General features: G+C 61.2%; 22 protein-coding genes. 9 read left to right on the forward strand and 13 right to left on the reverse strand.

The features are described 5' to 3' along the window. The first annotated feature begins 362 nt into the window (after positions 1–362). The 4 genes from gltB (at position 363) to B5D32_RS12650 (ending at position 8,234) form a co-directional block, all read left to right on the forward strand. Positions 363–4,913 (forward strand): glutamate synthase large subunit, encoded by a 4,551-nt coding sequence (gene gltB / locus B5D32_RS12635; RefSeq protein ID WP_078785361.1) that lies wholly within the window; start codon positions 363–365, stop codon positions 4,911–4,913. A 15-nt stretch (positions 4,914–4,928) separates the two neighbouring features. Continuing rightward, the gene (locus B5D32_RS12640) at positions 4,929–6,401 is read left to right on the forward strand and encodes a glutamate synthase subunit beta (RefSeq protein ID WP_078785362.1); all 1,473 of its coding nucleotides are present in this window, start codon (positions 4,929–4,931) and stop codon (positions 6,399–6,401) included. 341 nt (positions 6,402–6,742) lie between these two features. Continuing rightward, the gene (locus tag B5D32_RS12645) at positions 6,743–7,825 is read left to right on the forward strand and encodes an acyltransferase family protein (protein ID WP_078785363.1); all 1,083 of its coding nucleotides are present in this window, start codon (positions 6,743–6,745) and stop codon (positions 7,823–7,825) included. Continuing rightward, positions 7,815–8,234, forward strand: coding sequence for a helix-turn-helix domain-containing protein (locus tag B5D32_RS12650; RefSeq protein WP_078785364.1), 420 nt, complete (start codon positions 7,815–7,817; stop codon positions 8,232–8,234). The genes B5D32_RS12645 and B5D32_RS12650 overlap by 11 nt, the downstream gene beginning before the upstream one ends. A gap of 70 nt (positions 8,235–8,304) precedes the next feature. Here B5D32_RS12650 and B5D32_RS12655 read toward each other — a convergent pair whose 3' ends face one another. From B5D32_RS12655 to B5D32_RS12665, 3 genes are read right to left on the reverse strand one after another with little or no spacing between them, the layout of a single operon-like run. Next, positions 8,305–9,627: an alpha-amylase family glycosyl hydrolase gene (locus tag B5D32_RS12655; RefSeq protein ID WP_078785365.1), complete on the reverse strand. Its 1,323-nt coding sequence runs from the start codon at positions 9,625–9,627 to the stop codon at positions 8,305–8,307. An 18-nt stretch (positions 9,628–9,645) separates the two neighbouring features. Beyond that, positions 9,646–10,185 (reverse strand): hypothetical protein, encoded by a 540-nt coding sequence (locus B5D32_RS12660; protein ID WP_078785366.1) that lies wholly within the window; start codon positions 10,183–10,185, stop codon positions 9,646–9,648. Between the two features lie 42 nt (positions 10,186–10,227). Continuing rightward, a complete protein-coding gene (locus B5D32_RS12665; RefSeq protein ID WP_242943470.1) occupies positions 10,228–11,046 on the reverse strand; it encodes a polysaccharide deacetylase family protein in 819 nt (272 codons plus the stop codon). Positions 11,047–11,165: 119 nt separating this feature from the next. On the opposite strand from B5D32_RS12665, the gene B5D32_RS12670 reads away from it, so the two are divergent. Then, positions 11,166–11,438 carry a hypothetical protein gene (locus B5D32_RS12670; protein WP_078785367.1) on the forward strand — a complete coding sequence of 91 codons (273 nt, stop codon included), beginning with the start codon at positions 11,166–11,168 and terminating at the stop codon, positions 11,436–11,438. A gap of 267 nt (positions 11,439–11,705) precedes the next feature. Here the strand turns inward: B5D32_RS12670 and B5D32_RS12675 are convergent, their stop codons facing one another. Continuing rightward, a complete protein-coding gene (locus B5D32_RS12675; RefSeq protein WP_078785368.1) occupies positions 11,706–13,181 on the reverse strand; it encodes a TrkH family potassium uptake protein in 1,476 nt (491 codons plus the stop codon). 10 nt (positions 13,182–13,191) lie between these two features. After that, positions 13,192–14,556 (reverse strand): Trk system potassium transporter TrkA, encoded by a 1,365-nt coding sequence (trkA, locus tag B5D32_RS12680; protein WP_078785369.1) that lies wholly within the window; start codon positions 14,554–14,556, stop codon positions 13,192–13,194. 407 nt (positions 14,557–14,963) lie between these two features. On the opposite strand from trkA, the gene rpsF reads away from it, so the two are divergent. From rpsF to rpsR, 3 genes are read left to right on the forward strand one after another with little or no spacing between them, the layout of a single operon-like run. Further along, positions 14,964–15,248, forward strand: a complete 285-nt coding sequence (rpsF, locus tag B5D32_RS12685; RefSeq protein ID WP_078785370.1) for a 30S ribosomal protein S6 — start codon at positions 14,964–14,966, stop codon at positions 15,246–15,248. A gap of 11 nt (positions 15,249–15,259) precedes the next feature. Beyond that, on the forward strand, positions 15,260–15,736 hold the full coding sequence (locus tag B5D32_RS12690; protein ID WP_078785371.1) for a single-stranded DNA-binding protein: 477 nt from the start codon (positions 15,260–15,262) through the stop codon (positions 15,734–15,736). Between the two features lie 36 nt (positions 15,737–15,772). Then, positions 15,773–16,015, forward strand: a complete 243-nt coding sequence (rpsR, locus tag B5D32_RS12695) for a 30S ribosomal protein S18 (protein ID WP_040917474.1) — start codon at positions 15,773–15,775, stop codon at positions 16,013–16,015. Positions 16,016–16,261: 246 nt separating this feature from the next. Here the strand turns inward: rpsR and B5D32_RS12700 are convergent, their stop codons facing one another. The 3 genes from B5D32_RS12700 to B5D32_RS12710 all read right to left on the reverse strand — a co-directional run bounded on the left by B5D32_RS12700 (position 16,262) and on the right by B5D32_RS12710 (position 20,337). Continuing rightward, a complete protein-coding gene (locus B5D32_RS12700) occupies positions 16,262–17,887 on the reverse strand; it encodes a protein kinase domain-containing protein (RefSeq protein ID WP_078785372.1) in 1,626 nt (541 codons plus the stop codon). A 228-nt stretch (positions 17,888–18,115) separates the two neighbouring features. Then, positions 18,116–18,853 (reverse strand): YebC/PmpR family DNA-binding transcriptional regulator, encoded by a 738-nt coding sequence (locus B5D32_RS12705; protein ID WP_078785373.1) that lies wholly within the window; start codon positions 18,851–18,853, stop codon positions 18,116–18,118. Positions 18,854–18,963: 110 nt separating this feature from the next. Further along, positions 18,964–20,337: an RsmB/NOP family class I SAM-dependent RNA methyltransferase gene (locus B5D32_RS12710; protein WP_078785374.1), complete on the reverse strand. Its 1,374-nt coding sequence runs from the start codon at positions 20,335–20,337 to the stop codon at positions 18,964–18,966. A 101-nt stretch (positions 20,338–20,438) separates the two neighbouring features. On the opposite strand from B5D32_RS12710, the gene B5D32_RS15240 reads away from it, so the two are divergent. Then, positions 20,439–20,579 carry a hypothetical protein gene (locus B5D32_RS15240; RefSeq protein ID WP_159447044.1) on the forward strand — a complete coding sequence of 47 codons (141 nt, stop codon included), beginning with the start codon at positions 20,439–20,441 and terminating at the stop codon, positions 20,577–20,579. Positions 20,580–20,753: 174 nt separating this feature from the next. On the opposite strand, the gene B5D32_RS12715 is transcribed toward B5D32_RS15240, so the two are convergent. From B5D32_RS12715 to folD, 5 genes are all read right to left on the reverse strand, one after another. Then, entirely contained in the window at positions 20,754–21,158 is a 405-nt protein-coding gene (locus B5D32_RS12715; RefSeq protein WP_078785375.1) for a Mini-ribonuclease 3, read from the reverse strand. Between the two features lie 12 nt (positions 21,159–21,170). Then, positions 21,171–22,454 carry a GTPase ObgE gene (gene obgE / locus B5D32_RS12720; protein WP_078785376.1) on the reverse strand — a complete coding sequence of 428 codons (1,284 nt, stop codon included), beginning with the start codon at positions 22,452–22,454 and terminating at the stop codon, positions 21,171–21,173. Between the two features lie 68 nt (positions 22,455–22,522). Continuing rightward, positions 22,523–22,774 (reverse strand): 50S ribosomal protein L27, encoded by a 252-nt coding sequence (rpmA, locus tag B5D32_RS12725; RefSeq protein ID WP_078785377.1) that lies wholly within the window; start codon positions 22,772–22,774, stop codon positions 22,523–22,525. A gap of 14 nt (positions 22,775–22,788) precedes the next feature. Next, positions 22,789–23,100 (reverse strand): 50S ribosomal protein L21, encoded by a 312-nt coding sequence (gene rplU, locus B5D32_RS12730; RefSeq protein ID WP_078785378.1) that lies wholly within the window; start codon positions 23,098–23,100, stop codon positions 22,789–22,791. A gap of 373 nt (positions 23,101–23,473) precedes the next feature. After that, entirely contained in the window at positions 23,474–24,325 is an 852-nt protein-coding gene (gene folD, locus B5D32_RS12735) for a bifunctional methylenetetrahydrofolate dehydrogenase/methenyltetrahydrofolate cyclohydrolase FolD (protein ID WP_078785379.1), read from the reverse strand. Between the last annotated feature and the right edge of the window lie 23 nt (positions 24,326–24,348).

Consider the following 24,348-nt stretch of genomic DNA (forward strand, 5'->3'; position numbering starts at 1 on the left):
GGCCGCCGCGGAGGGGTCAAGACCCCTCCCTACAATGCAAACCAGAAAAGAGAGATGCCGTTAGGCCGCGGGCGGCATATATGCCGCCCCTACAAAGCGGCAGAAAGTCCACGAAGCTTAATTTTATTAAGTTTACGCTTGCTAAACCAAATTTCTAAACGTTTTTCGCTTAATTTCCGTAAAATCTTCTGCTTCGGGATTGTAAAGCGGCGGCATCTATGGTATGATGCAGACAAGAACAAAGACGTTCCCACAAGGGGCCTGTGTGCCCTGTTGGGAGCGTCTTTTTTGTTTATCCCGCCCGCGCGGCAAATGTGCGACGCAGCGCGGTTTAACGGGATTGGGAAAGGAGCAAACGAGGTATGGAAAACTTTACCGAGCGCAAGACCCCCGCCGGGCTGTACAGCCCCCGGTTTGAGCATGACAACTGCGGCATCGGCGCTGTGGTGGACATCAAGGGGCGCAAGAGCCACAAAACCATTGACGACGCGCTGCAGATCGTGGAGCATCTGGAGCACCGCGCGGGCAAGGACGCCGAGGGCAAAACCGGCGACGGCGTCGGCATTCTGACGCAGATCAGCGACAAATTCTTCCAGAAGGCCGCTGCCGAGCAGGGGCTGACCCTGGGCGCAGAGCGGGAATATGGCATTGGCATGTTCTTTTTCCCGCAGGATGAGCTCAAGCGCAACCAGGCCAAGAAGCTGTTTGAGATCGTCTGCAAAAAGGAGGGTCTGCCCTTCTTAGGCTGGCGCGAGGTTCCCACCTGCCCCGAGGTGCTCGGCCACAAGGCCATTGCCTGCATGCCCAGCATCTGGCAGGGCTTTGTGGGCAAGCCGCAGCGCGTCGAGGCCGGCATTGCCTTTGACCGCCGCCTCTATGTGGCGCGCCGCGTGTTTGAGCAGTCCAGCCCCGACACCTACGTTTGCAGCCTGTCCAGCCGCACCATTGTCTATAAAGGTATGTTCCTCGTCAAGGAGCTGCGCCTGTTCTATCCCGATCTGCAGGACGCCGACTATGAATCCGCCATCGGCATGGTGCACAGCCGCTTCTCGACGAACACATCCCCGAGCTGGAACCGCGCCCACCCCAACCGGTTCATCCTGCACAACGGCGAGATCAACACGATCCGCGGCAACGTGGACACGATGCTTGCCCGCGAGGAAACCATCGGTTCCAACTATTTAAAGGACGATATGACGAAGGTTCTGCCCATCGTCAACCAGGGCGGCTCCGACTCTGCCCAGCTGGATAACACGCTGGAATTCATGGTCATGAACGGCATGGATCTGCCGCTGGCCGTCATGGTCACGATCCCCGAGCCGTGGGACAACAACAAGTCGATGGACCCGAAGAAGCGCGACTTCTACCAGTACTATGCCACGATGCTGGAGCCGTGGGACGGCCCCGCCAGCATCCTGTTCAGCGACGGCGACGTGATGGGCGCAGTGCTGGACCGCAACGGCCTGCGCCCGAGCCGCTACTACATCACGAAGGATGGCCGCCTGATCCTTTCCAGCGAGGTCGGCGTGCTGGACATCCCCGCCGACGAGGTCGTGCGCAAAGACCGTCTGCGCCCCGGCAAGATGCTGCTGGTAGATACCGTCAGGGGCGAGCTGGTCGACGACGAAAAGCTGAAGGCTGACTACGCCAGCCGCCAGCCCTACGGCGAGTGGCTGGACCGCAACCTCGTCCCGCTGTCCAGCCTGAAGGTGCCCAACAAGAAGGTGCCCAGCTACACGAAGGATCAGCTTGTCCAGCTGCAGAAGGCGTTCGGCTACCGGTATGAGGACGTCTCCACGATCATTCTGCCGATGGCCAAGAACGGCGGCGAGCCCGCCGGGGCCATGGGCAGCGATACTCCGCTGGCCGTTTTGAGCCACACCCGCCCGAATCTGAGCGAGTATTTCAAGCAAATGTTTGCGCAGGTCACGAACCCGCCCATCGACGCGCTGCGCGAGAAGATCGTCACCTCGACCACCGTCTACGTCGGCGCACAGGGCAATCTTCTGGAGGAGGACGCCGACAACTGCAAGGTCCTGAAAATCGAGAACCCGATCCTGACCGAGACCGACCTGCTCAAGATCAAGGCCATGGACGTGCCCGGCTTCAAGGTCGTGACGCTGTCCATCTGCTACTACAAGAACACCGACCTGGAAAAGGCTATTGAGCGCCTGTTTGTCGATGTGGACCGCGCCTACCGCGACGGCGCGAACATCCTGATTTTGTCGGACCGTGACATTGACGAGTACCACGTCGCCATTCCCAGTCTGCTGGCTGTGGGCGCGGTCAGCAAGTATCTGGTCCGCACCCGCAAGCGCACCGCCATGGCGCTGATTCTGGAAAGCGGCGAGCCGCGCCTGGTACACGACTTCGCCACGCTGCTGGGCTACGGCGCAGCTGCCATCAACCCGTATCTGGCGCAGGAGACTATCGGTGAGCTGATTTCCGACGGCCTTCTCGACAAGGACTACTACGCCGCTGTCAGCGACTACAACAAGGCCGTGCTGGCAGGCATTGTCAAAATCGCGTCCAAGATGGGCATTTCCACGATCCAGTCCTACGCGGGCAGCCAGATCTTTGAGGCGCTGGGCATCTCGAAAGAGGTCATCGACAAATACTTTACGAACACCGTCTCCCGCGTGGGCGGCATCACGATCCAGGACATCCAGAATGATCTGGAAGCCCGCCACCAGGAAGCATTCGACCCGCTGGGTCTGGACATCAACCGCGAGCTGCCGAGCCTGGGTGCGCACAAGTTCCGCGGTGGCCCCGCTGCCGAGCAGCACCTCTACAACCCGCAGACCATCCACCTTTTGCAGCAGGCCTGCTGGACCGGCAATTACGATACCTTCAAGCAGTACACCGCCGCCGCTGCCAATGAGAACGGCGACGCGATGCACCTGCGCAGCCTGCTGGACTTCAACTATCCCGAGCAGGGTGTGCCCCTCGACGAGGTCGAGAGCGTTGACTCCATCGTCAAGCGCTTCAAGACCGCGGCGATGAGCTACGGCGCACTGTCCGAGGAGGCCCACGAGTGCATGGCTATCGCCATGAACCGTCTGGGCGGCAAGTCCAACACCGGCGAGGGCGGCGAGGCCGAGGACCGCTACGGCACCGAGCGCAACTCCGCCATCAAGCAGGTGGCGTCTGCCCGCTTCGGCGTGACAAGCAAGTACCTCGTCTCCGCCAGTGAGATCCAGATCAAGATGGCGCAGGGCGCGAAGCCCGGCGAGGGCGGCCAGCTGCCCGGCGGCAAGGTCTACCCGTGGGTCGCCAAGACCCGCAACTCGACCACCGGCGTCGGCCTGATCTCTCCCCCGCCCCACCACGATATTTACTCGATTGAGGATCTGGCGCAGCTGATCTACGATTTGAAGTGCTCCAACCGCAAGGCAGCCATCAACGTCAAGCTCGTCAGCGAGGCCGGTGTCGGCACGATTGCCGCGGGCGTTGCCAAGGCCGGTGCGGAGGTCATCCTGATTTCCGGCTTTGACGGCGGCACGGGCGCAGCCCCCCGCAACTCCATCCACAACGCAGGTCTGCCGTGGGAGCTGGGCATTGCCGAGGCACACCAGTGCCTGATCATGAACGGTCTGCGCAGCCGCGTCCGCATCGAGGCGGACAGCAAGCTGATGAGTGGCCGCGACGTTGCCATTGCCGCCCTGCTGGGTGCCGAGGAATTCGGCTTCGGCACCGGCCCGCTGGTGGCCATGGGCTGCGTCATGATGCGCGTCTGCAACCTTGACACCTGCCCCATGGGCATCTGCACCCAGAACCCCGAACTGCGCAAGCGGTTCAAGGGCAAGCCCGAGTACATCATGAACTTTATGCGCTTCATGGCCGAGGACCTGCGCGAGTACATGGCAAAGCTCGGCGTGCGCACCGTCGATGAACTGGTGGGCCGCACCGACCTGCTCAAGGTCAAACCCGCGCCCGCAGGCTCCCGCGCCGGTGAGATGGACCTGACCGCGCTTTTGCAGAACCCGCTGGTCGAGAACTCCAACGTACACTTCAACGCGAAAGATGTTTACAACTTCCAGCTGGAAAAGACCCCCGATATGCGCATCCTGATGAAGAAGTTCAAAAAGAGCTTCGACTCCGCCGAGCCGAAGCCCAGCACCGTCACGCTGGACGTCGGCAACACGGACCGCGCGTTCGGCACGATCATTGGCAGCGAGATCACCGCCAGGTTCGGCAACACGCTGCCCGACGACACGTTCCATGTCGTCTGCCACGGCTACGGCGGCCAGAGCTTCGGCGCGTTCATCCCCAAGGGCCTGACGCTCGAGCTGGTCGGCGACGCGAATGACTACATCGGCAAGGGTCTGTCCGGCGGCAAGCTCATCGTCTACCCGCCGAAGGACGCCGCCTTTGACCGCAGCGAGAACATCGTCATCGGCAACGTGGCACTGTACGGTGCTACGGGCGGCACGGCGTTCATCAACGGCGTGGCCGGTGAGCGCTTCTGCGTGCGCAACTCCGGCGCAACTGCCGTTGTGGAGGGCGTGGGCGACCATGGCTGCGAGTACATGACCGGCGGCACGGTGGTCGTGCTTGGCAAGACCGGCAAGAACTTTGCAGCCGGCATGAGCGGCGGCATCGCCTATGTGCTGGACGAGGACTGGGACTTCTACCAGCGCGTCAACAAGGACATGGTCAGTCTGGAGCCTGTGGAGCACAAGTACGATGTATCGCTGTTGAAAGACCTGATCCGTGAGCATGTGGAGCTGACCGGGTCGCCGCGCGGCAAGGAAATTCTTGACAACTTCGGCGAGTATCTGCCCAAGTTCAAGAAGGTCCTGCCCCACGACTACGACAAGATGCTGCGCCTGATCGCCCAGATGGAGGAAAAGGGCGAGGACAGCGAGCAGGCCCAGATCGAGGCGTTCTACGCCATGAAAAGCGCAAAGTAAGGGAGGCAGAGTACCATGGGCAAACCGACAGGATTTATGGAAATTACGCGGCAGACCAGTTTAGAGCTGCCGCCCGAGGAGCGCATCCGGAATTTTAACGAGTTTCACGTCCCGCTGCACACCGACGAGCAGCAGGCCCAGGGCGCACGCTGCATGGACTGCGGCGTCCCCTTCTGCCAGAGCGGCGTTCAGCTGGGCGGCATGTTCAGCGGCTGCCCGCTGAACAACCTGATCCCCGAGTGGAACGACCTGGTCTATCAGGGCAAGTGGGATCTGGCCGTGCACCGGCTGATCGCCACGAACCGATACCCGGAGTTCACGAGCCGGGTCTGCCCCGCCCTGTGCGAGGCGGCCTGCACCTGCGGCAACGTCACGGGTGACCCGGTCACGGTCAAGGAAAACGAGCGCGCCATCGTGGAATACGGTTACGAGAGCGGCGCCATTCATGCCGTGCCGCCCCCGGCCCGCACGGGCAAGACCGTGGCGGTCATCGGCGCAGGTCCCGCGGGCCTGTCCGTGGCCGACCTGCTCAACAAGCGCGGCCATCGCGTGACCATCTATGAGCGCGAGGACCGCGCGGGCGGCCTGCTGATGTACGGCATCCCCAACATGAAGCTGGAAAAGTGGGTCATTGACCGCCGCGTGAAAATTTTGCAGGACGAGGGCATTGAGTTTGTTTTTAACGCCGACGTCGGCAATACGGTCAGCGCCGAGGAGCTGAAGGCCCGCTATGACGCCGTGGTGCTGTGCTGCGGCGCGAAGCAGGCCCGCGACATCCAGGCCCCGGGCCGCGACGCGCAGGGCATCTTCTTTGCGGTGGATTACCTGACCAGCGTGACCCGCAGTCTGCTGGATTCCAACTTTGCGGACGGCAAGGCGGTTTCCGCTGCGGGCAAGCGCGTGCTTGTCATCGGCGGCGGCGACACCGGCAACGACTGCGTCGGCACGGCCATCCGCCAGGGCTGCGAGAGCGTCATGCAGCTGGAAATGATGCCCTGCCCGCCCGCGGCCCGCGCCCCCGGCAACGACTGGCCGGAGTGGCCCCGCGTGCTGAAAACCGACTACGGCCAGCAGGAGGCCATCGCCAAATTCGGCTTTGACCCCCGCGTCTACCAGACGACGGTCAAGGAGTTCTACAAGAACGAGGCCGGGCAGGTCTGCGGCGCGCTGATCTCCAAGCTGAAAAGCGAGGTCGTGGACGGACGCCGCCAGATGGTGCCCACCGGCGAAGAGTTCACCGTGGACTGCGACCTTGTGCTGATCGCGGCAGGCTTTACGGGCTGCGAGCCCTATGTGGCCGACGCGTTCGGCGTCGAGCGCACGAAGCGCGGCACCGTGGCCGATGTGAAGTACGCCACTGCCGACCCGAAGGTGTTCGCCTGCGGCGATATGCGCCGCGGCCAGAGCCTTGTCGTCTGGGCGCTGCGCGAGGGCCGCGACACCGCTGCCGTCGTGGATGAAAAGCTGATGGGGTATACGAACCTGTGACCTACTTTCTTTGAAAAGAAAGTAGGCAAAGAAACTTTAAAACCTTAACCCATACATGGGCCGCCCCGTAGGGGCCGGGCATGCCCGGCCCTCCTGCCTTCCCGCAAACGCATATCTCCCATAACGCCGCGGGCCGCACATGTGCGGCCCCTACAAAGCACCCCCTGCGAGCGAACAACTCGCGGGGGCATTTTTCTTGCAATTTAATCCCGCATCTCCTATACTGGTACTATCGCCACGAATCTTAACATTTTTCCAGCCGTTTCGAAAAATCCCGTTGGTGTTCATTTGCCCCTGCCTCTGCTATACTTGTTAAAAATCGTAGCAAGGGTGGGTTAAATATGAGAAAGTACTACCTCGATAACATCCGCTGGGCGACGGTGCTGGCGGTCGTCTTCTACCACGTCCTTTTCATGTACAACCACACCCTCACGGCGGGCGTCGTGGGGGCTGTGACGGACTTCGCCGGGCAGGATGCGCTGCAATATTTGCTCTACCCGTGGTTCATGGTCGTGCTGTTCCTCGTCAGCGGCGCGTGCACGCGGTATGCGCTGGACAAGCGCAGTGCCAAGGCGTTTTTGGCCGAGCGCACGCGGAAGCTGCTCGTCCCCTCGACGCTGGGGCTGCTGGTGCTGGGCTGGGCGCAGGGGTATTTCAACATGGCGTTCAGCGGCGCGTTCACGAATATCCCAGCCGGAGTGCCCGCACCGGTGCTCTATCTCATCATGGTCTTGTCGGGCACGGGTGTGCTGTGGACATGCCATGTGCTGTGGGTCTGCGCCCTCGTCCTGCTGGCCGTGCGCCGCATCGAGGGCGGGCGGCTGCTTGCAAAATGCGCGGCACTCCCCTGCTGGGCGGTCGTGCTGCTGGGCGTGGCCGCATGGGCGGCGGCGCAGGTGCTGAACACGCCGGTCATCGCGGTGTATCGATTCGGCATCTACCTTTTCAGCTATCTGGCCGGCTACTACGTTTTCTCGCAGCAGGCCGTCGTGGACGCGCTTGCCCACCGTGCGCCGATCTTGTGCGGTGCGGCCGCCGTGCTGGGGGCGGCGTACCTCTGTCGCAGCAGGGGGCTGAACTACGCCGAAGCCCCCAACGTGAACAGCCCGCTGGCCATCGCCTATGCGTGGGCGGCCTGTCTGGCGATTTTCGGCGGTATGAAGCGCTGGGGCGACCGCACCGGGCGGTTCGCGGCATTTATGACGCAGCACAGCTTCGGGCTGTACATCTGCCATTATTTAGCGCTGTCGGCTGCCGCCTACGGCCTCGTGTGCTGCCTGCGCTGGCGCGGCGTTGGGGTGTATCTGCTGTCGGCGGCGGCAGCGTTCGGCGGCGGGCTGGCGCTGTACGCGGTGCTGCGCCGCATCCCGGTCGTGCGGTACTGTGTGTTCGGCATCCAAAAGGAGAAAAACCATGTTTTGTGACAACCTTATCTCGCTGCGCAAGCTGAACGGTCTCTCGCAAGAGGAGCTGGCCGAACAACTGAACGTTAGCCGCCAGACCCTCTCGAAGTACGAAACCGGCGAAAGCCTGCCCGACATCGACCGCTGCAAGCAGCTGGCGGAGATTTTCGGCGTCACGCTGGACGACCTTGTCAACTACGACTCTGCCGCCACCGGCCTGAACGTGCCGCCCAAGGGCAAGCACGCCTTTGGGCTCGTCACGGTCGGCGACAAGGGGCAGATCGTGATACCGGCGAAGGCACGCAAAATTTTCAACATCCAGCCCGGCGACCGGCTCATCGTTCTGGGCGACGAGGCGCAGGGTTTGGCGCTGCTCAGCGAGAAGGATTTTCTTGCGATGGTGCGGTCTTTCCGCACACAAGGGGAATAAGCGTTCCTACCACGCAAACAAAAAGCCACCCGTCCCATAACGGACAGGTGGCTTTGCTATATTTCCAAGCTTACCGCTCACATTTCCAGAAATGGCAGCTGTACGGTTCCAGCGTGCTGCCGCCGCCAAAGTCATGGTCGGCGCCTGTGATGAGGTCCACCGCGCGGCCGCAGCCCGCGTCAAAGTGGGCGTCAAACGGATTGCCGTCCGCGTTGATGGCCACCAGCACCCGCTCACCGTCGGCGTAGCGCTCAAAAATCAGCTGCTTAGGCTGGACCAGCACATTGCGGTAGCTGCCCCGGCACAGCGCCTTGCTGCCCGTGTGGGCGTGGGCCAGCGCCGCGATCCAAGCGGTCAGGTCGTTCTCCTCAGGCTTCTCCACTGCCGGGCGCAGCGTCGGGTCGCCGTTGCGCTTGTCGCCCTCCATGCCCCATTCACTGCCGTAGTAGACCGACGGCACACCGGGCATACCGAACAGCAGACCGTAGATGGGGCGTAGGCAGCCCTTGTCCGTCAAAATCGTCGCAATGCGCGTTACATCGTGGTTATCCACAAAGCTCAGCAGGTGCTTGCCCGTGTACAGGCACCACTGCTCGGAGCCGAACTGGCGGTTCAGGCTGTAGCTGATCTCGTGCATGTTGCCCGTGTTGAAGCTCGAATACAGGCCCTTGTAGCACTCGTAGTTCGTTACGCTGTGGCAGGCGTGGTCGTTCATCCAGCGGTTGTAGTCGCCGTGCAGCGTCTCACCCACCAGTGCGAACTCCGGCTTGATGCTGTCGGCCAGCCCGCGCAGCTCGGCCAGAAAGCCAAGGTCGAGGCAGTAGGCAACATCCAAACGCAGGCCGTCGATGTCGTAGTCCCGCACCCAGCCGCGCACGACGTCAAACAGGTAGTTTTTCACTGCTGGGTTCTGCAGATTCAGCTTGACCAGCTCGTTGCAGCCCTCCCACGCTTCATACCAGAAGCCGTCGTTGTAGTTGGTGTTGCCGTCAAAGCTGATGTGGAACCAGTCCTTGTACGGGCTGTCCCAGCGCTTCTCCTGCACGTCCTTGAACGCCCAGAAGCCACGGCCCACATGGTTGAACACGCCGTCAAACAGGATTTTTATGCCCGCCGCGTGCAGCGCTACGCAGACCTGCCTGAGGTCGTCGTTTGTGCCCAGGCGGCAGTCCACCTTATTGTAGTCGCGGGTGTCATAGCCGTGGGCATCGCTCTCGAACAGCGGGTTGAACAACACGCAGGTCGCGCCCAGGCGCTTGATGTGCTCCACCCAGTCCAGCACCCGCAGAATACGGTGCTCGCTCGCCTGCGTCTGGTCACCGTCGTTTTGCAGCGGTGCGCCGCAAAGCCCCAGCGGGTAGATCTGATAAACTACTGCCTCATCGTACCACATGTTGTTTTCCTCCCCGAATTAAAACTTCTTTTTCAGTTTTGGCTTGAGTATGACGTGGTAATACCGCGTCAGTGCCACCAGTGCGCGGTCACACAGCCAGAACGACAGGTTGCCCGCGGCCAGCAGTGCTGCCAGCATCCCGATGCCGTCGGCCAGCAGCTCGTCCAGCACGGCGGGCCCGAGCAGCGCAAACAGCAAAAGATACACCAGCACCGTGCCCGCGTTGAACACCGCGAACTTCAGCACCCAGCGCAGGAGCGTGCTTTTTACGCCGTTCAGCTTGACGCGCAGCACGGGGTAATAGCCCATGACCAGCACGTAAAACAGCGCCAGTTCGGTCTCCGGCACAAAGAGCACGGCCAGAATTGCCACGCAGACGTAGAGGGTCAGCGCGTAGCGCGTGCCGTATTCCTCCAGCACCGGGATGAGCAGGAACGCCGCCAGCATCGGCGCGGCATAGGTGCCGATCTGCAGTGCACTGCCCAGCAGCAAAAGCACCACCGAAAGTGCCCCCAGCATACCGCAGAGGGCTATCTTCTGGCTTTCCGTTTTGCGCATCGTTCCGCCTCCCACCGTTTTTCGATTCTTGTACATTATACCCTATTTTGTTTCACATTGCAAGGCATCCATCTGTGCAACCGTACAAAAATTGTAGCCCTGTTCCCGGAAATAGGCGATCATATCGGGCAGGGCCTTGACGGTCTGACCTGTTGCTTTTGTATCATGCAGCAGGACGACACAGGTGTCCTGACCATCGGCATCGCGGCGAATGTTGCGCAAAATCTGCGCGGCATCCGGGTGGCTGGCGGTGGCGTCCTCGGCGCAGACGTTCCAGTCGATCCAGTGGTAGCCCTTGTCCTCGGCCTGGGCCTTCAGGGCCTTCATGATGCCGTTTCCGCCGTAGCGGTGGCTGACCGTGTTGGTGCTGCCGCCGGGGAAACGCAGCCAGTCGATGGCCGCCACATCCACATACGGCTCCAACGCCTGGCGCAGCGTTCTGATGTCCTGCCAGAATGCGTCGGTGCTCGCATAAATTTTGGAGTATTGATGCGTCGCGCTGTGCAGCGCGATCTGATGCCCCGCCGCCGCAATGTCCGCCACAAGGGGCAGATATTTTTCGTTGGCGTCCTGCGCACAGACAAAGAAGGTGGCCGGGACCTGTTCCTTATCGAGAATTTCCAGAATTGGCCGGGTGTTTTTGCTGGGGCCGTCGTCAAAGGTCAGGCAGACGATTTTGGGCAGCGCCGTCTCCCCCGTCGCCGCCGACACTGCAAAGCAGTCGTTGGGGGTGTCGGTCTCGGCGTACTCCCGGTGGTACAGCAGATGGATGATGCCGGACAGCATCACCAACATAGCCGCCAGCACCACGCCCGCCAGCAATCTTGCGTTTCGTTCCTCTCTGTCTGCATCCCGCCGCATGGCAAGCCCCTCCCCTGTTGTGGTTTGGTACAGGGTATGCGGGCACGACGGGAAATAGACACGCAGCGGCGGGGTGTGGTATAATAAGGTAAATTGGAATTTAATGGAGGGATGTTTCTATGAAATCTTTTGTTTGCAGTTTGTGTCACAATGGCATACTTGGAGGAGGTCTGTACCTCGATAGTCAGTCGCTTACTTACAAGGCAAACAAGCTTACAGTTGACAAAAAATACAGAAATTTAGTTTTGCCGATGCAGGAAATAAAAGAAATCTCTTGGAAGTGGGTAGTCTTTCCAATTGCAACAGTTAATATGAAAAATGGAGAACTATATAAATTCGTTATTTTCAATAAATCACGCTTTGCAAAATGGTTTCAAGAGTATTCTCGATAAATACAAAGTGTCAAATTCCAGTTTGTGGGGGTACTCACATTTTTTCCCGCCTATAGCCCCCTTTAAAAACAGATTGGCACCGCAAGGCAGTACGCCACTTGCGGCGGCCAGAGGGCTGGCCGCCCTACACCCTACCCCCGAAACGTCCATACATAAACCAAAACCGGGCAGCTGCCGTAAAGATGGCAGCTGCCCGGTTCTATGATTGTATTGGTTTGGAATTTCTTTGGTTCTTTCTTTGTAAAGAAAGAACACCCGCCCTCCCCCTTACTTCGCTCTTGCCTCGTGCATCGCATTGATGCGCTTGCGCCAGAGGCGCGGGGCAAAAAGGGCCAGCATCGGGTAGAGCTCCAGACGGCCCGCCAGCATGTCAAAGGCCAGCAGCAGCTTGGCCGGAGCGGAGAAATCCGCAAAGCTGCCCATCGGACCGACCATCTCAAGGCCGGGACCGACGTTGTTCAGGCAGGTCGCGACGGATGTAAACGTCGTCACCAGATCGAACCCGTCCAGCGAGAGCAGCAGCACCGACAGCGTCAGCAGCAGCATATAAATGTTGAAATAGTTGTGCACACCGCGCAGCGTCTTTTCGTCCAGCGGTTTGCCCTCAAAGCGGACCGTCGTCACGGCATGGCTGTGCAGCATCTTGTTCAGGTCCTGCCGTGCCGCCTTGAAAAGGATGATGACGCGCGATACTTTCAAGCCGCCCGCCGTCGAGCCCGCGCATGCGCCCACAAACGTCAGGATCACGATCACGATGCGGGAGTAGGTCGGCCAGAGGTTGAAGTCCGCCGTGGCGTAGCCGGTGGTCGTGACGATGGATGACACCTGGAAGAACGCCGTGCGCAGCGCTGTGCCGACACTGTCGTACATACTCGCGATGTTCGCCGTGATCGTCAGCGTCGAGAACGCGACGATGCCTAAGTAGACGTGCATCTCCTCGGAGGCGAACGCCTCACGGAAATGACGCAGCAGCAGGAAATAATACAGGTTAAAGTTAATGCCGAACAGCAGCATGAACACGCCGATGACGATCTCAAAATACGGGCTGTTGTACGCGCCGACGCTCAGCGCCTTGTTGCTGAAGCCGCCCGTGCCCGCCGTGCCGAACGCATGAATGAGCGCGTCAAACAGCGGCATACCGCCCGCGCAGAGCAGAATCGTCTCGATGACGGTCATGACCAGATAAATGGCATACAAAATCTTTGCGCTGTCGCTCAGCTTGCTGGAAATTTTTCCGCAGGTCGGGCCGGGGACCTCGGCGCGCATCAGGTGCATGGCACGGCCATCGGTCATGGGCAGCACGGCCATGGCAAAGACCAGCACGCCCATGCCGCCGATCCAGTGGGAAAAGCTGCGCCAGAACAGCGTGCCGTGGCTCAGCGCCTCGACGTCGGTCAGAATTGTCGAGCCTGTCGTCGTAAAGCCCGAGACCGTCTCAAAAAAAGCATCGACAAAGGACGGTATCTCGCCGGAGATGACAAACGGCATTGCGCCGAAAACCGACATCAGCACCCAGACAAGCGCCACGATGGCCAGGCCGTCGCGGGCGTAGATTTTCGTGTTTTGGGGGGTGCGCAGGCTGGTTATCAGGCCCAGCGCCAGCACGATCAGCGCCGGCCACAGGAAGGAAAGCACAACGCTCCACTCGCCGTAGATGGCGGCGCAGCCCATGGGAAAGAGCATGAGGGCTGCTTCGATCAGGAAGATGCGCCCCAGCACAAACCCTACCATTTTATAGTTCATGGACGCGCCCTCACTTTACAATGTCGCGCAGCGAGTGCAGCGTTGTGTCGGTGGTGACGATGACGACATCGTCGCCCTCCTGCAGGGCATCGTTGCCGGACGGGATGACCGTCTGGCCATTGCGGCGCACGATGCCCGCGACCAGCAGCCCCTTGCGCAGGGTCAGATCCTTCAGCGGTACGCCGATGAACGGCAAACCCGGCGCAACGTTGAATTCCAGCGCCTCCACGCGCCCGCCCACCAGACGGTGCAGCGTCTTGATGTTCTCCGACTCAAAGCTGTTCTGCATGGCGCGGACGTACATGGCAATGGACTCCGACGTGACCGACGCCGTGGAGACGACGCTGTCCACCATCCCCTTGGCAGCGGCCAGTTCGGCGAAGGACTCGCGGTTGATCTTGGCCACGACCTTGCAGGAGTTTATCTGGGAGGCGTACATCGCCAGAATGATGTTTGTTTCGTCCAGGCCGGTCAGCGCCACAAAGGCGTCCATATCGGTGATGCGCTCCTCGCTCAGCAGCTCGGCATCCGCACCGTCGCCGTGGATGACCAGCACGCCGGGGAACTTCTCGCTCATCTCCTGGCAGCGGGCCGCATCGCTGTCGATGACGGTCACCCGCTTCTGGATGTCCTGCAGCTCCTTGACCAGATAGTAGGTCATCCGGCTTGCACCGACGATCATGACGTTGCTGGCCTTGGCCTTGAACAGATTCAGCTTGCGGAAGAAGGATTCCAGATCCCGGGCCGAGGCCGTCAGGTAGATCTTGTCCCCGGCCCGCAGCGTAAACATACCCGTGGGGATGATCGTCTCGCTGCCGCGGGCGACGGCGCAGATCAGAATTTTGACCCGGATGTTGCGGTACAGGTCCGACAGCTGCAAGCCCACCAGCGGGTTGTCGTCGGCCAGGCGGTACTCGATCAGCTCAAACCGCTGGCGGCAGAACTGCTCACGCTTGATGGCAGACGGGAAACGCAGCACGCGGGCGATCTCACGCGCCGTGGCTTTTTCCGGGTTGACGAACATCGACAGACCAAGGTCATCGCGCATAAAGCGCAGCTGCTTCTCATACTCCGGGTTGCGGATACGTGCAATCGTGTGCTGCGTGCCCAGCTTTTTGGCGACGAGGCAGGCCAGGATGTTGATCTCATCACTGGACGTTGTGGCGATCAGCAGGTCTGCGCCGTCCTCAAACGCCTCCTTCTGCACGTCATAGCAGCCGCCGTTGCCGGCCAGACCGCGCACGTCATAGATATTGACAATGTCCTCGATCAGGTCAGCGTTTTGGTCGATGACGACAATGTCGTTATTTTCCGCCGTAAGCTGGGCGGTCAGGGCACGGCCAACCTTGCCGAGGCCGACGACCACGATTCTCATACGAATGCTCCATTTCTCTTTTTCAAAGCGGGAACACATGTAGGGGCGACCATTGGTCGCCCGCGCAGCCTTATCGCTGCCCTGCGTTCCCCCATCGTTTCCTGCATGGCAAGCGGGCAGCGGGCGAGCAATGCTCGCCCCTACTAGCGCCGCGTCCGGCTATGCAAGCAAGACTTGTACATTATTAAGCCCATTATAGCAAAGCGGGCAGAAAAAGCAATAGGACACTTTTACGGAACGTCCAGGTTTTTTTAAAAAATCCGCAATTTTGTGCTGTGCAGGGCAAATTTTGCGTTGACAAACGCGGATTTACTTGTTATAATTAGATGCTGTGTGAAATCACACGGTTATCCTTGTCTTTTCCGTTAAAAGAGAAGGCCTAATGTCCAAAAGGAGGTGCACAGAATATGGCTAAGTACGAAACCATGATGGTTACCACCGCGAACCTCGACGAAGAGGCTTCCAACGCTCTGATCAACAAGTTCAAGAACCTGATCGCAGCGAATGGTACGATCGATTCTGTTGATGATTGGGGCAAGAAGCGTCTTGCTTACCCCATCAACGATGAGACCGAGGGTGTGTACACGGTGATCAGCTTCACCAGCGAGCCCGATTTCCCGGCTGAGCTGGACCGCGTTTTCAAGATCACCGAGGGCGTTCTTCGCAGCATGACTCTTGCTGTTGAGGAGTAAGGAGTAAACCAATGCTGAATGTTGTTGCAATCATGGGCCGCCTTGCCGCGGACCCGCAGCTGCGCCAGACTACGACGGGCAAGAACGTTGCGTCGTTCCGCATCGCTTGTGATCGCGGACGCCGTGACGCCAACGGCCAGAGTCAGGCTGACTGGCTGGATGTTGTCGCCTGGGACCGCACGGCAGAGTTTGTCTGCAAGTATTTCCAGAAGGGTTCTCTGATCGCCATTGACGGCCGTCTGCAGAGCCGCAGCTATCAGGACAAGAACGGCAACAACCGCACCGCGATTGAGATCGTGGCCAACAACGTCAACTTTGCCGCTCCCAAATCCGCAAACGCCGCACCGATGGGTGATGCCGGTTACGGCGCACCCACGGCAGCCCCCGCTCCCCGTCCCGCTGCACAGGCCGCCCCTGCGCCGAGCTATTCTGCCGGCAGCAATGACGACTTTGCACTGATCGAGGATGAGGGCGACCTGCCGTTCTAAAATCGAACGTATCATTCTAACAAGGAGGTTTCCACAATGGCTATGGATCGTTCTTCTCGTCCGATGCATCGTGGCCGCAAGAAGGTTTGCTCCTTCTGCGTTGACCGCGTCGAGCACATCGATTACAAGGATCTGCCCCGCCTGCGCAAGTACGTGAGCGAGCGCGCCAAGATCATTCCCCGCCGTGTTACCGGTACCTGCGCTTTCCATCAGCGTGAGCTGACGGTTGCCATCAAGCGTGCCCGCTACATGGCTCTGATGCCCTACGTCAGCGACTAATCTCGCCGCGTCGGCATTGCCTGAAATGCACTGAAAAAGAGCAGTTCTTCGTGAACTGCTCTTTTTTGTTTATGCTTCTCGCAGTGCAAACGGGCAAAGCCCCTCAGGCCTCGCAGGCTCGGCCAGCTCCCCACGTTGTGGGGCGCCTTTTTGCGCGGGCGCTGCCCGCGAGAAAGCCTCCCCTTTCAGGGGAGGTGGTCGAGCGAAGCGATGACCGGAGGGGCTCTGCCCGTTTGCCGTTATTGCTTACTGTCCCGCTTCCGGCGTAGGTTCGGCCTCACTGCCGTTCCCCGTCTGCGCCACCAGCGTGTCATCCCGCTCCCCGGCGATGCTGACGATGACAGTCACATTCTCGGTATTTATCTTCGTTCCGGCCTTGTAGTCGGTGCTCGCCACACAGCCCGCGGCCATCGTACCGTCGTTATCCACCATGACCATCTTGTACTGGATGCCCAGCGCGTCCAGCTTTTTGCTGGCATTGGCCTGGGTAAAGCCGATGATGTCCGGCATCTCCACAAGGCTCGGGCCGCTGCTGACCGTGATCTGGATGATTTGGTCGTCCATCAGCTTCTCACTGCCCGCCGGCGGATCCTGGCTGATGACCACGCCCTGCGCCACGGTGTCGGAGCTTTGCTCCACCATCACGATGCGGTAGTCGTCGTAGGCGCTGTTGCCCTTGATGTCAGTAGTGTAGCGCAGGCCGACCAGGTTCGGCACGGTCTCGGCGGTGGTCTCCCCCGCCGTGCCGGCTGCTGTCGGCTGCGGCGTTGAGACAGGGGCGCTGTCAGCCTTGCTGCCTCCTATCAGGCTCCAGAGCAGCAGCACGACCAGCACAAAGATGACGACGAGCGACACGGCCATGATCTTGCGGGTGCTGATCTGGTTATCGCCCTTCTCAAACATCGCGTTTGCGACATTCGGGTCGGTCAGGGCACTCATCAGCTCGGGCACGGTCTGCATCCGCTTGGCGGGGTCCAGCCGCAGCGCGCAGGCCAGCACCTGCGAGAACCATGTAGGCACACCCGCCTCGAGACTGTGCGCCGACTCGAGGCTGTCCCGCACCTTGCGCTGGGGCGCGGCGACGGGCGTCTGCCCTGTGACCATCCTGTAGCAGACCGCGGCCAGCGCGTAAACATCGGTGTAGCGCCCGCTGAACTCGGCGGCAGAGTACTGCTCCGGCGCGGCGTAGCCCGGGTAGAGCTGGCTCTTCAGCTCGCTGCCGCCGGTGCGCAGCGCCAGCGTGCCGTAACCGGTCAGGCGGGCCGTGCCGTCGATGGGCAGCACGATGTTGTCCGGGCAGATGCCGCGGTGGATCAGCCCCGACTTGTGCAGCAGGGCCACGCCCTCCATGATGGGCTGCAGCAGCGTGCGGGCCTCGGCGGGGGTCAGCGTGCGGCTGCGCAGGTGCAGGTAATGCGACAGGGTCATGCCCTTCTCGCTCTCCTCCACGGCGTAGACCGTGTTGTTTTCCTCCATGACGTCCAGAATCGTGGACAGGCCGGTGGCCGGGGTCAGGTTTTTCAGGTCATCGTACAGGTCCTTGAAGTCCATCCGGCTCGTCTTGAACAGGACCTCCTTCTCCTCCTTGGGCATCAGCGCACCGTCGGCGCTGCGGCCGTTGCAGAGTGTGACCGGGAAATATTCCTTGATGAGGACGAATTTCTTTTCGTCGTTCAGCACGCCGCGGTAGGCAAGACCGTCACCGTCGGCGCTCAAATAGGTGCCCACCGTGTACCTGCCGCCCAGCTGGGTGCCCAGAGGCAGCGCGCCCTCGGGGTTGCGGTTTTCCAGCGAACGCCCGCAGTGGGGGCACTCGCCGCGGTACCCGCCATCCAGCGGCTGCAGGCAGTGCGGGCAAAGGAGTTTTGGCATAGTAACGCTCCTTTTCAATTAAAAACATGCGTTGCGGGTCGTCGGGGACGCCGACCCCCTACAACCTCAATGTAGGGGCGACCATTGGTCGCCCGTCAGCCTTCCGATGCAAGCTGCTTTCGGGAAGGCAACTTCTGCCGGAAACAGCGGGCGGGCAATGCCCGCCCCTACAATATCAAAAAAAGAGAGCAAAAGTCGCCCTTCACTCTCTTTTGGCATTCTTGTGGTTTAGCGATCCAGGTCTTCCTCGTTCTCGAGGGTGTGCCAAGCGTTCTGGACATCATCATCGTCGTCCAGGGCGTCCAGCAGCTTGCCCATCTGGACGAGCTGATCGGGGTCGGTCAGCGCGGTGGTGGTGGAAGGCACCTGCGCCACGTCGGCGGAGATGAACTTGTAGCCCTTCTTTTCCAGCGCTTCGCAGACGGCGGTGAAGTTCTCGGGGCTGGTGGTGACCTCGGCGGCGTCCTCGCCTGCATCGAAGTCATCGGCACCGGCGTCCAGCGCATCCATCATCAGCTCATCGGGGTCCTTGTCCTCGAGATCGACGACGATGACGCCCTTCTGGGTGAACATGAAGCCGACGCAGCCCATCTGGCCCAGGTTGCCGCCGAACTTGTCAAAGTAATGGCGCATATTGGCCGCGGTGCGGTTGCGGTTGTCGGTCAGGGTCTCGACCATGACGGCGATGCCGCCGGGGCCGTAACCCTCATAGGTGATTGCCTCATACTCGGTCTTGTCGCCGCCCTCGGCGCGCTTGATAATGCGCTGGATGTTATCGTTGGGCACGCTGTTGGCCTTGGCCTTGGCAATCAGAGCCGCCAGCTTGGAGTTGGAAGCGGGGTTGCCGCCGCCCTCCTTAACGGCCACGGCGATCTCGCGGCCGATCTTAGTGAAAACCTTGGCGCGGGCGCCGTCGGTCTTTTCCTTTTTACGCTTGATGTTATTCCATTTGCTATGTCCGGACATGGAAAAATCCCCCTAATTTGTATTCACACAGGCAGCGGCATTACAGCCGATAATTACCAGTAAATTATTATAGCACAACAAATCGTTCTTTTCAAGAGGGGCCGCCCGCTTTATTGCAGATTGCGCAGGCCCTTCGGGTAATGGTTTTTGATGCGTCCGCCGCTGACCTTGCCGCCGCCGAGCGGGAACCCGTCTACGAGCACGGCGCACCAGCCGTTTTGCGCGGTGGCGGCGTCGATCTCCTCGCCCCGCAGCCAGGCGGCGGTGCGCGGGTCGGTCAGCGTCAGCGCCTCGCGGTTCGTGCATTGTGCGCCGTAGGCCATGAAAAGCGCATGGGCGGGCTGGAACCGCTTTTTCAGCACGCTGCCCGCCAGAACGCCGCCGCGCACGACGCGCAGCTTCGCGGTGTTCAGCGTCTCACTGCCCGGCGTGGGCAGCAGCAGCCACTCCCCCGCCCCGGCCAGCGGGCGGGAAGCCAGCGCCGGGAAATAGGTTTTGGCAAAATCGAGCCACTCCGCCGGGGCTTTCGGCACCTTGGGCGGCTTGCCCTTCGGCGGGGTGGGCGCGTCGGCGTCGGCTGCCTTTTGCAGCTTCGCCATAAAGTGGCCCTCGCCGCCGTCGGCGGGCCAGATGCGGCGGGTGTATCCGGCGCGGAAATCCGGGTAGTCAGGGGCGCGGTTGGCCTCGCCCGGGCGGCCAAAGCCGCAGCCGGACAGGTCGCAGAGCGTGAACGCGGGGTGCTTTGCGAGGAAGGCCGCGATCTGTCCCTCGTCCTCCGCCGGGGCAAATGTGCAGGTCGAGTAGACGAGCACGCCGCCCGGAGCCAGCAGCGCCGCCGCGTTTTCGAGAATTTCGGCCCCCAGCTCCGCACAGTGCGCCACTAAGGCGTTATTGTGCTGGGCGGCGGCGACGGCCTCCTTGCGGAACATACCCTCGCCCGAGCAGGGCGCGTCGACGAGCACCCGGTCAAACTGCCCGGGCATCGCCGCGGCCAGGCGGGCGGTGTCCTCGTTCGTGATGACGGCGTTCGTCACGCCCATTCGCTCGAGATTCTGGCGCAGAATTTCAGCGCGGGCGGCGACGAATTCATTGGCCAGCAACAGGCCCTGCCCCTGCAGAGCCGCCGCCAGCTGGCTGGTCTTGCCTCCCGGCGCGGCGCAGAGGTCGGCCACCCGCATACCGGGCTGCACGTCCAGCAGCGCAGCGGGGGCTGAGGCACTCGGCTCCTGTGCATAGAGCACGCCCGCGTGGTGCCAGGCGTGCCGCCCCGGGCGGAAGTCCGCCGCCGTCGTAAAGGCCGTCGGGCAAAATTTGGACGGCTGCGCGTCAAAGTCCGCATGCTGCGCGAACCATTCCGGCGTGCAGCGCAGCGCGTTGACCGTTACGCCGCGGGCAGGCTGCGGCGTGGCGTAGGCGTACAGCTCGTCAAAGCGCGCCCCCAGCAGTGCCCGCTCCCGCGCGGTAAAATCCTGTGGAAATTCCATAGCAGCCCCCTCTGCATAAAAAAGCCATGGGCGGGCAAACTACCTTTGCAGTCCGAAAACGACTGTAGATCGTTTTTACTTGCGAAAGGAGCTTACCACCTATGGCTAAGAATCAGACTAACAATTCGACGAACCGCACGACCAATCGCACGACGGACACGACCCAGAAAACCACGAACCGTACCCAGCAGAAAACCACCAACCGCACCACCAACACCACCGACAGCAAGAACTACAAGTGAGGCGGGTTTCCTAAGGCTTCCCCCCTTGGGGGGAAGCTGCCGCCCGCAGGCGGCTGATGAGGGGCGGCCTTGCCACTACAACCCGTTACCGGGCAAATTGCGGAGGCTTTTCCCTCATCCGCCCTCGGGCGGGGCCTCGGCCACCTTCCCCCTCGGGGGAAGGCTTTTTACTTATTACTCCGGCTTGTACCCGTCCCACATCGCGTTGAACAATTCCTCAATGCGGTCGTTCCTGCCTTGCAGGTACAGCCAGCCCAGCAGGCACTCAAAGCCGGTGGAGGCGCGGTACTCCTGCACGGTGGCGTGCTTGGCGACAGTGGCCTTGCTGGCGTTTTTGCCGCGGCGCAGCACGGCGGCCTCGGCGTCGGTCAGCATCGGCCCGATGATGTCCAGCTCCAGATTCTGTGCGTGGGCGCTGACGTAATGCGTCGCCACGGTATGCAGACGATTGGGCTGCAAGCGCGTCGTGCCCACCAGGCGGGCGCGGACGAGCAGCTCCAGCACGGCGTCGCCCACAAAGGCCAGCGCCAGCGGCGACATTTCGTGAATGTCGACTTCGGATTTTTGTGTAAACAGCATATTTTCTACTACTTAGTACAGATAATCGAATTCATACTCGCCGATCTTGATCGTGTCCTCTTCCTCAACGCCCTGGACGACCAGCTCGTCCAGAATGCCGGAATCACCCAGCTGCGTCTGGAAATACTGCAGGCTCTCGTAGTCCTCGACGTTCGTACCGGCGAGGATGCGCTCCAGCCACGGGGCATCGACGGTGAACTCGTGGTCGCCGGTGCGCTCCACCGTGAACGGGCGGGTCGGCTGGGCGTTCTTGTCGGGGCGCTTGTACTCAGCCTCATAGACCTTGACCGGGGGCAGATCCTTCAGGCGGTTGTAGACCAGCGCGGGCAGCTTGTCCACACCCTGACGGGTCGCCGCGGAGATGGGCAGGAAGGTCAGACCCTTGGCCTCGACGTACTGCTTGAACTCCTCGACCTGCTCGGGGCTTGCAATGTCGCACTTGTTGCCCAGCACGATCTGCGGACGGTCCGCCAGCTCGGCACTGAACCCGGCCAGCTCGTGGTTGATCTGCTCAAAGTCCGCCTTGGGGTCGCGGCCCTCACAGCCGGAGACGTCAACGACATGCAGCAGCAGGCGGCAGCGCTCAACATGGCGCAGGAAGTCGTGGCCGAGGCCGACGCCCTCCGCAGCACCCTCGATCAGACCGGGGATGTCGGCGCAGACAAAGCTCTGCTCCGGGCCGACGCGGACGACGCCCAGCACGGGGGTCAGCGTCGTGAAGTGGTAGTTGGCGATCTTGGGACGCGCGGCAGAAATAATGCTGATGAGCGTCGATTTGCCGACGTTCGGGAAGCCGATAAGGCCCACGTCCGCAATGACCTTCAGCTCGAGCTTGAGGTGCATATCTTCGCCGGGCAGACCGGGCTTGGCAAACTTGGGGATCTGGCGGGTCGGGGTCGCAAAATGGCTGTTGCCCCAGCCGCCGCGTCCGCCCCTGGCCACGACAACAGGCTCACTGCCCGTCAGGTCGGCCACGACGAGGTCGGTCTCGGCCTCCTTCAGCACGGTGCCGCGGGGCACGCGGATGACCAGGTCGTCACCGTCTGCGCCGCTCATCCGCTTGGCGCGGCCATTCTCGCCGTCGGGCGCGGTGTACTTGCGCTTGTAGCGGAAGTCCATCAGGGTGGACAGGTTGTCGTCGGCCACAAAGATGATGTCGCCGCCGCGCCCGCCGTCACCGCCGTCGGGGCCGCCCGCCGCCACGAATTTTTCGCGGTGGAACGTCACCGCACCGTCGCCGCCCTTGCCGGCGTGCAGCCAGATCGTGGCGGTATCAATAAAATTACTGGTTGCCATGTGGTACCTCATTTACAAAAAATCACAAAAAACGAGCGAGCCGCAAAGGCCCGCCCGTACCGGTTTTTTTACTGCTTGACCGTGCAGCGCTTGCGGTCACGGCCCATGCGCTCGAAGTGAACGCGGCCATCGACCAGAGCGAACAGGGTGTCATCGCTGCCGATGCCGACGCCCTCACCCGCATGGATGTGGGTGCCGCGCTGACGGACCAGGATGTTGCCGGCCAGAACAAACTGACCGTCGCCGCGCTTGACGCCGAGGCGCTTGGACTCGGAATCACGACCGTTCTTGGTAGAACCTACGCCTTTTTTATGTGCCATTGTGATTTACCTCCTTAGCCGTTGATCGCGGTGATTTCCACCTTGGTGTAGGGCTGACGATGACCCTTGCGGACCATGCTGCCCTTCTTGGGACGATAGGTCAGGATGTTGAGCTTCTTGCCCTTGCCGGTCTTGACGACCTTGGCAACAACGGAAGCGCCCTCAACAACGGGAGCGCCGACCTTGACAGAGCCCTCCTCGCCAACGGCGAGAACCTGATCGAAGGTGACTTCGCTGTTGTCCTCAGCGTTCAGCTTCTCGACGTAGACGACGTCGCCGACCTTAACGCTGTACTGCTTGCCACCGGTTTTGATAACTGCGTACATAGTGGATAACCTCTTTCAATAAGTCTCGCTGGTCTGTAGGGCGTTGCACCGATAAAAGCACACACTTATAGAGCCCATACCATGCGGCTCTAGTATCATACCATATAGGAGCAGGGCTTGTCAAGGGGTTTTCGGGCGTGGGAAGGTTAAAATTTTAGAATTTCTTTTGCCTTCCCCCCAAGGGGCTGCGCCCGCTGGCGCGTGTCGGAGCGCAACCGCCGTAGGCGGCTCTTAGCGCGTAGACTGAAGGTGGCCCCGCAGGGCCGGATGAGGGGCAAGTCTGCGGTTGTATCCCATCAGTGGGCTGCAATGGCAAGGTTGCCCCTCATCAGTCCGCTTCGCGGACAGCTTCCCCCAAGGTGGGAAGCCTTTATTAGCGGCCCTGCCGCTCTGCCGCCTCCACCGTGTTCAGCATGAGCATGGCGCGGGTCATGGGGCCGACGCCGCCGGGTACGGGGGTGATGTAGGCGGCCTTTTCGGCGGCCTCGGCAAAGTTCACGTCACCGTGCAGCTTGCCGTCCGCACCGCGGTTGATGCCCACATCAATGACGACGGCACCGGGCTTGACCATGTCGCCAGTCACAAAGCCCTCGCGGCCCACGGCGGCCACGAGAATATCCGCGGCGGCGCAGACTTCTTTCAGGTTCTTCGTCCTGGAATGGCAGATCGTGACCGTGGCATTCTTCGCCAGCAGCAGCAGCGCCGCGGGCTTGCCCACGATGTTCGAGCGGCCAATGACGACGGCGTTCTTGCCCGCAATGTCGGTGCCCGTGGACTCGATCATGCAGATGCAGCCCGCCGGGGTGCAGGGCAGGTAGCACGGCTCGCCGATCTGCATACGGCCCACGTTGACGGGCGAGAAGCCGTCCACGTCCTTCTCGGGCGGGATGGCGTCGATGACAGCCTTCTCGTCGATCTGGGCGGGCAGCGGCAGCTGCACCAGAATGCCGTGCACAGCGGAGTCATCCGCCAGCTTCTTCACCTCGGCCAGCAGGGCGTCCTGCGTGGTGTCGGCGGGCAGGTTGATGCTGCGGCTCTCGATGCCGCACTGCGCACAGTCGTTGATCTTGCCGCGGACGTAGACCTGGCTGGCGGGGTTCTCGCCCACCAGAATGACCGCCAGGCAGGGGTTGATGCCCCTGCTTTTCAGCTCCCTGACCTTTTCTGCGGCCTCGGCCTTCGTGGCGGCGGCCAACGCCTTGCCGTCAATGACAGTTGCTGGCATATAGGTTCTCCTCTCTATGTTAG

The sequence above is a fragment of the Gemmiger formicilis genome, assembly GCF_900167555.1.
Classification (GTDB): Bacteria; Bacillota; Clostridia; order Oscillospirales; family Ruminococcaceae; genus Gemmiger; species Gemmiger formicilis.

Bases quoted from the DNA above. Each gene is read 5' to 3' on its own strand.
- B5D32_RS12660 (WP_078785366.1), bottom strand. From the start codon at position 10,185: ATGCGCAAAACGGAAAGCCAGAAGATAGCCCTCTGCGGTATGCTGGGG.
- B5D32_RS12700 (WP_078785372.1), bottom strand. From the start codon at position 17,887: ATGCCAAAACTCCTTTGCCCGCACTGCCTGCAGCCGCTGGATGGCGGG.
- B5D32_RS12640 (WP_078785362.1), top strand. From the start codon at position 4,929: ATGGGCAAACCGACAGGATTTATGGAAATTACGCGGCAGACCAGTTTA.
- rpsR (WP_040917474.1), top strand. From the start codon at position 15,773: ATGGCTATGGATCGTTCTTCTCGTCCGATGCATCGTGGCCGCAAGAAG.
- B5D32_RS12670 (WP_078785367.1), top strand. From the start codon at position 11,166: ATGAAATCTTTTGTTTGCAGTTTGTGTCACAATGGCATACTTGGAGGA.
- B5D32_RS12690 (WP_078785371.1), top strand. From the start codon at position 15,260: ATGCTGAATGTTGTTGCAATCATGGGCCGCCTTGCCGCGGACCCGCAG.
- rpmA (WP_078785377.1), bottom strand. From the start codon at position 22,774: ATGGCACATAAAAAAGGCGTAGGTTCTACCAAGAACGGTCGTGATTCC.
- B5D32_RS12715 (WP_078785375.1), bottom strand. From the start codon at position 21,158: ATGCTGTTTACACAAAAATCCGAAGTCGACATTCACGAAATGTCGCCG.
- rplU (WP_078785378.1), bottom strand. From the start codon at position 23,100: ATGTACGCAGTTATCAAAACCGGTGGCAAGCAGTACAGCGTTAAGGTC.
- B5D32_RS12650 (WP_078785364.1), top strand. From the start codon at position 7,815: ATGTTTTGTGACAACCTTATCTCGCTGCGCAAGCTGAACGGTCTCTCG.
- B5D32_RS12645 (WP_078785363.1), top strand. From the start codon at position 6,743: ATGAGAAAGTACTACCTCGATAACATCCGCTGGGCGACGGTGCTGGCG.
- folD (WP_078785379.1), bottom strand. From the start codon at position 24,325: ATGCCAGCAACTGTCATTGACGGCAAGGCGTTGGCCGCCGCCACGAAG.
- trkA (WP_078785369.1), bottom strand. From the start codon at position 14,556: ATGAGAATCGTGGTCGTCGGCCTCGGCAAGGTTGGCCGTGCCCTGACC.
- gltB (WP_078785361.1), top strand. From the start codon at position 363: ATGGAAAACTTTACCGAGCGCAAGACCCCCGCCGGGCTGTACAGCCCC.
- B5D32_RS12675 (WP_078785368.1), bottom strand. From the start codon at position 13,181: ATGAACTATAAAATGGTAGGGTTTGTGCTGGGGCGCATCTTCCTGATC.
- B5D32_RS12655 (WP_078785365.1), bottom strand. From the start codon at position 9,627: ATGTGGTACGATGAGGCAGTAGTTTATCAGATCTACCCGCTGGGGCTT.
- B5D32_RS12705 (WP_078785373.1), bottom strand. From the start codon at position 18,853: ATGTCCGGACATAGCAAATGGAATAACATCAAGCGTAAAAAGGAAAAG.
- B5D32_RS12665 (WP_242943470.1), bottom strand. From the start codon at position 11,046: ATGCGGCGGGATGCAGACAGAGAGGAACGAAACGCAAGATTGCTGGCG.
- rpsF (WP_078785370.1), top strand. From the start codon at position 14,964: ATGGCTAAGTACGAAACCATGATGGTTACCACCGCGAACCTCGACGAA.
- obgE (WP_078785376.1), bottom strand. From the start codon at position 22,454: ATGGCAACCAGTAATTTTATTGATACCGCCACGATCTGGCTGCACGCC.
- B5D32_RS12710 (WP_078785374.1), bottom strand. From the start codon at position 20,337: ATGGAATTTCCACAGGATTTTACCGCGCGGGAGCGGGCACTGCTGGGG.
- B5D32_RS15240 (WP_159447044.1), top strand. From the start codon at position 20,439: ATGGCTAAGAATCAGACTAACAATTCGACGAACCGCACGACCAATCGC.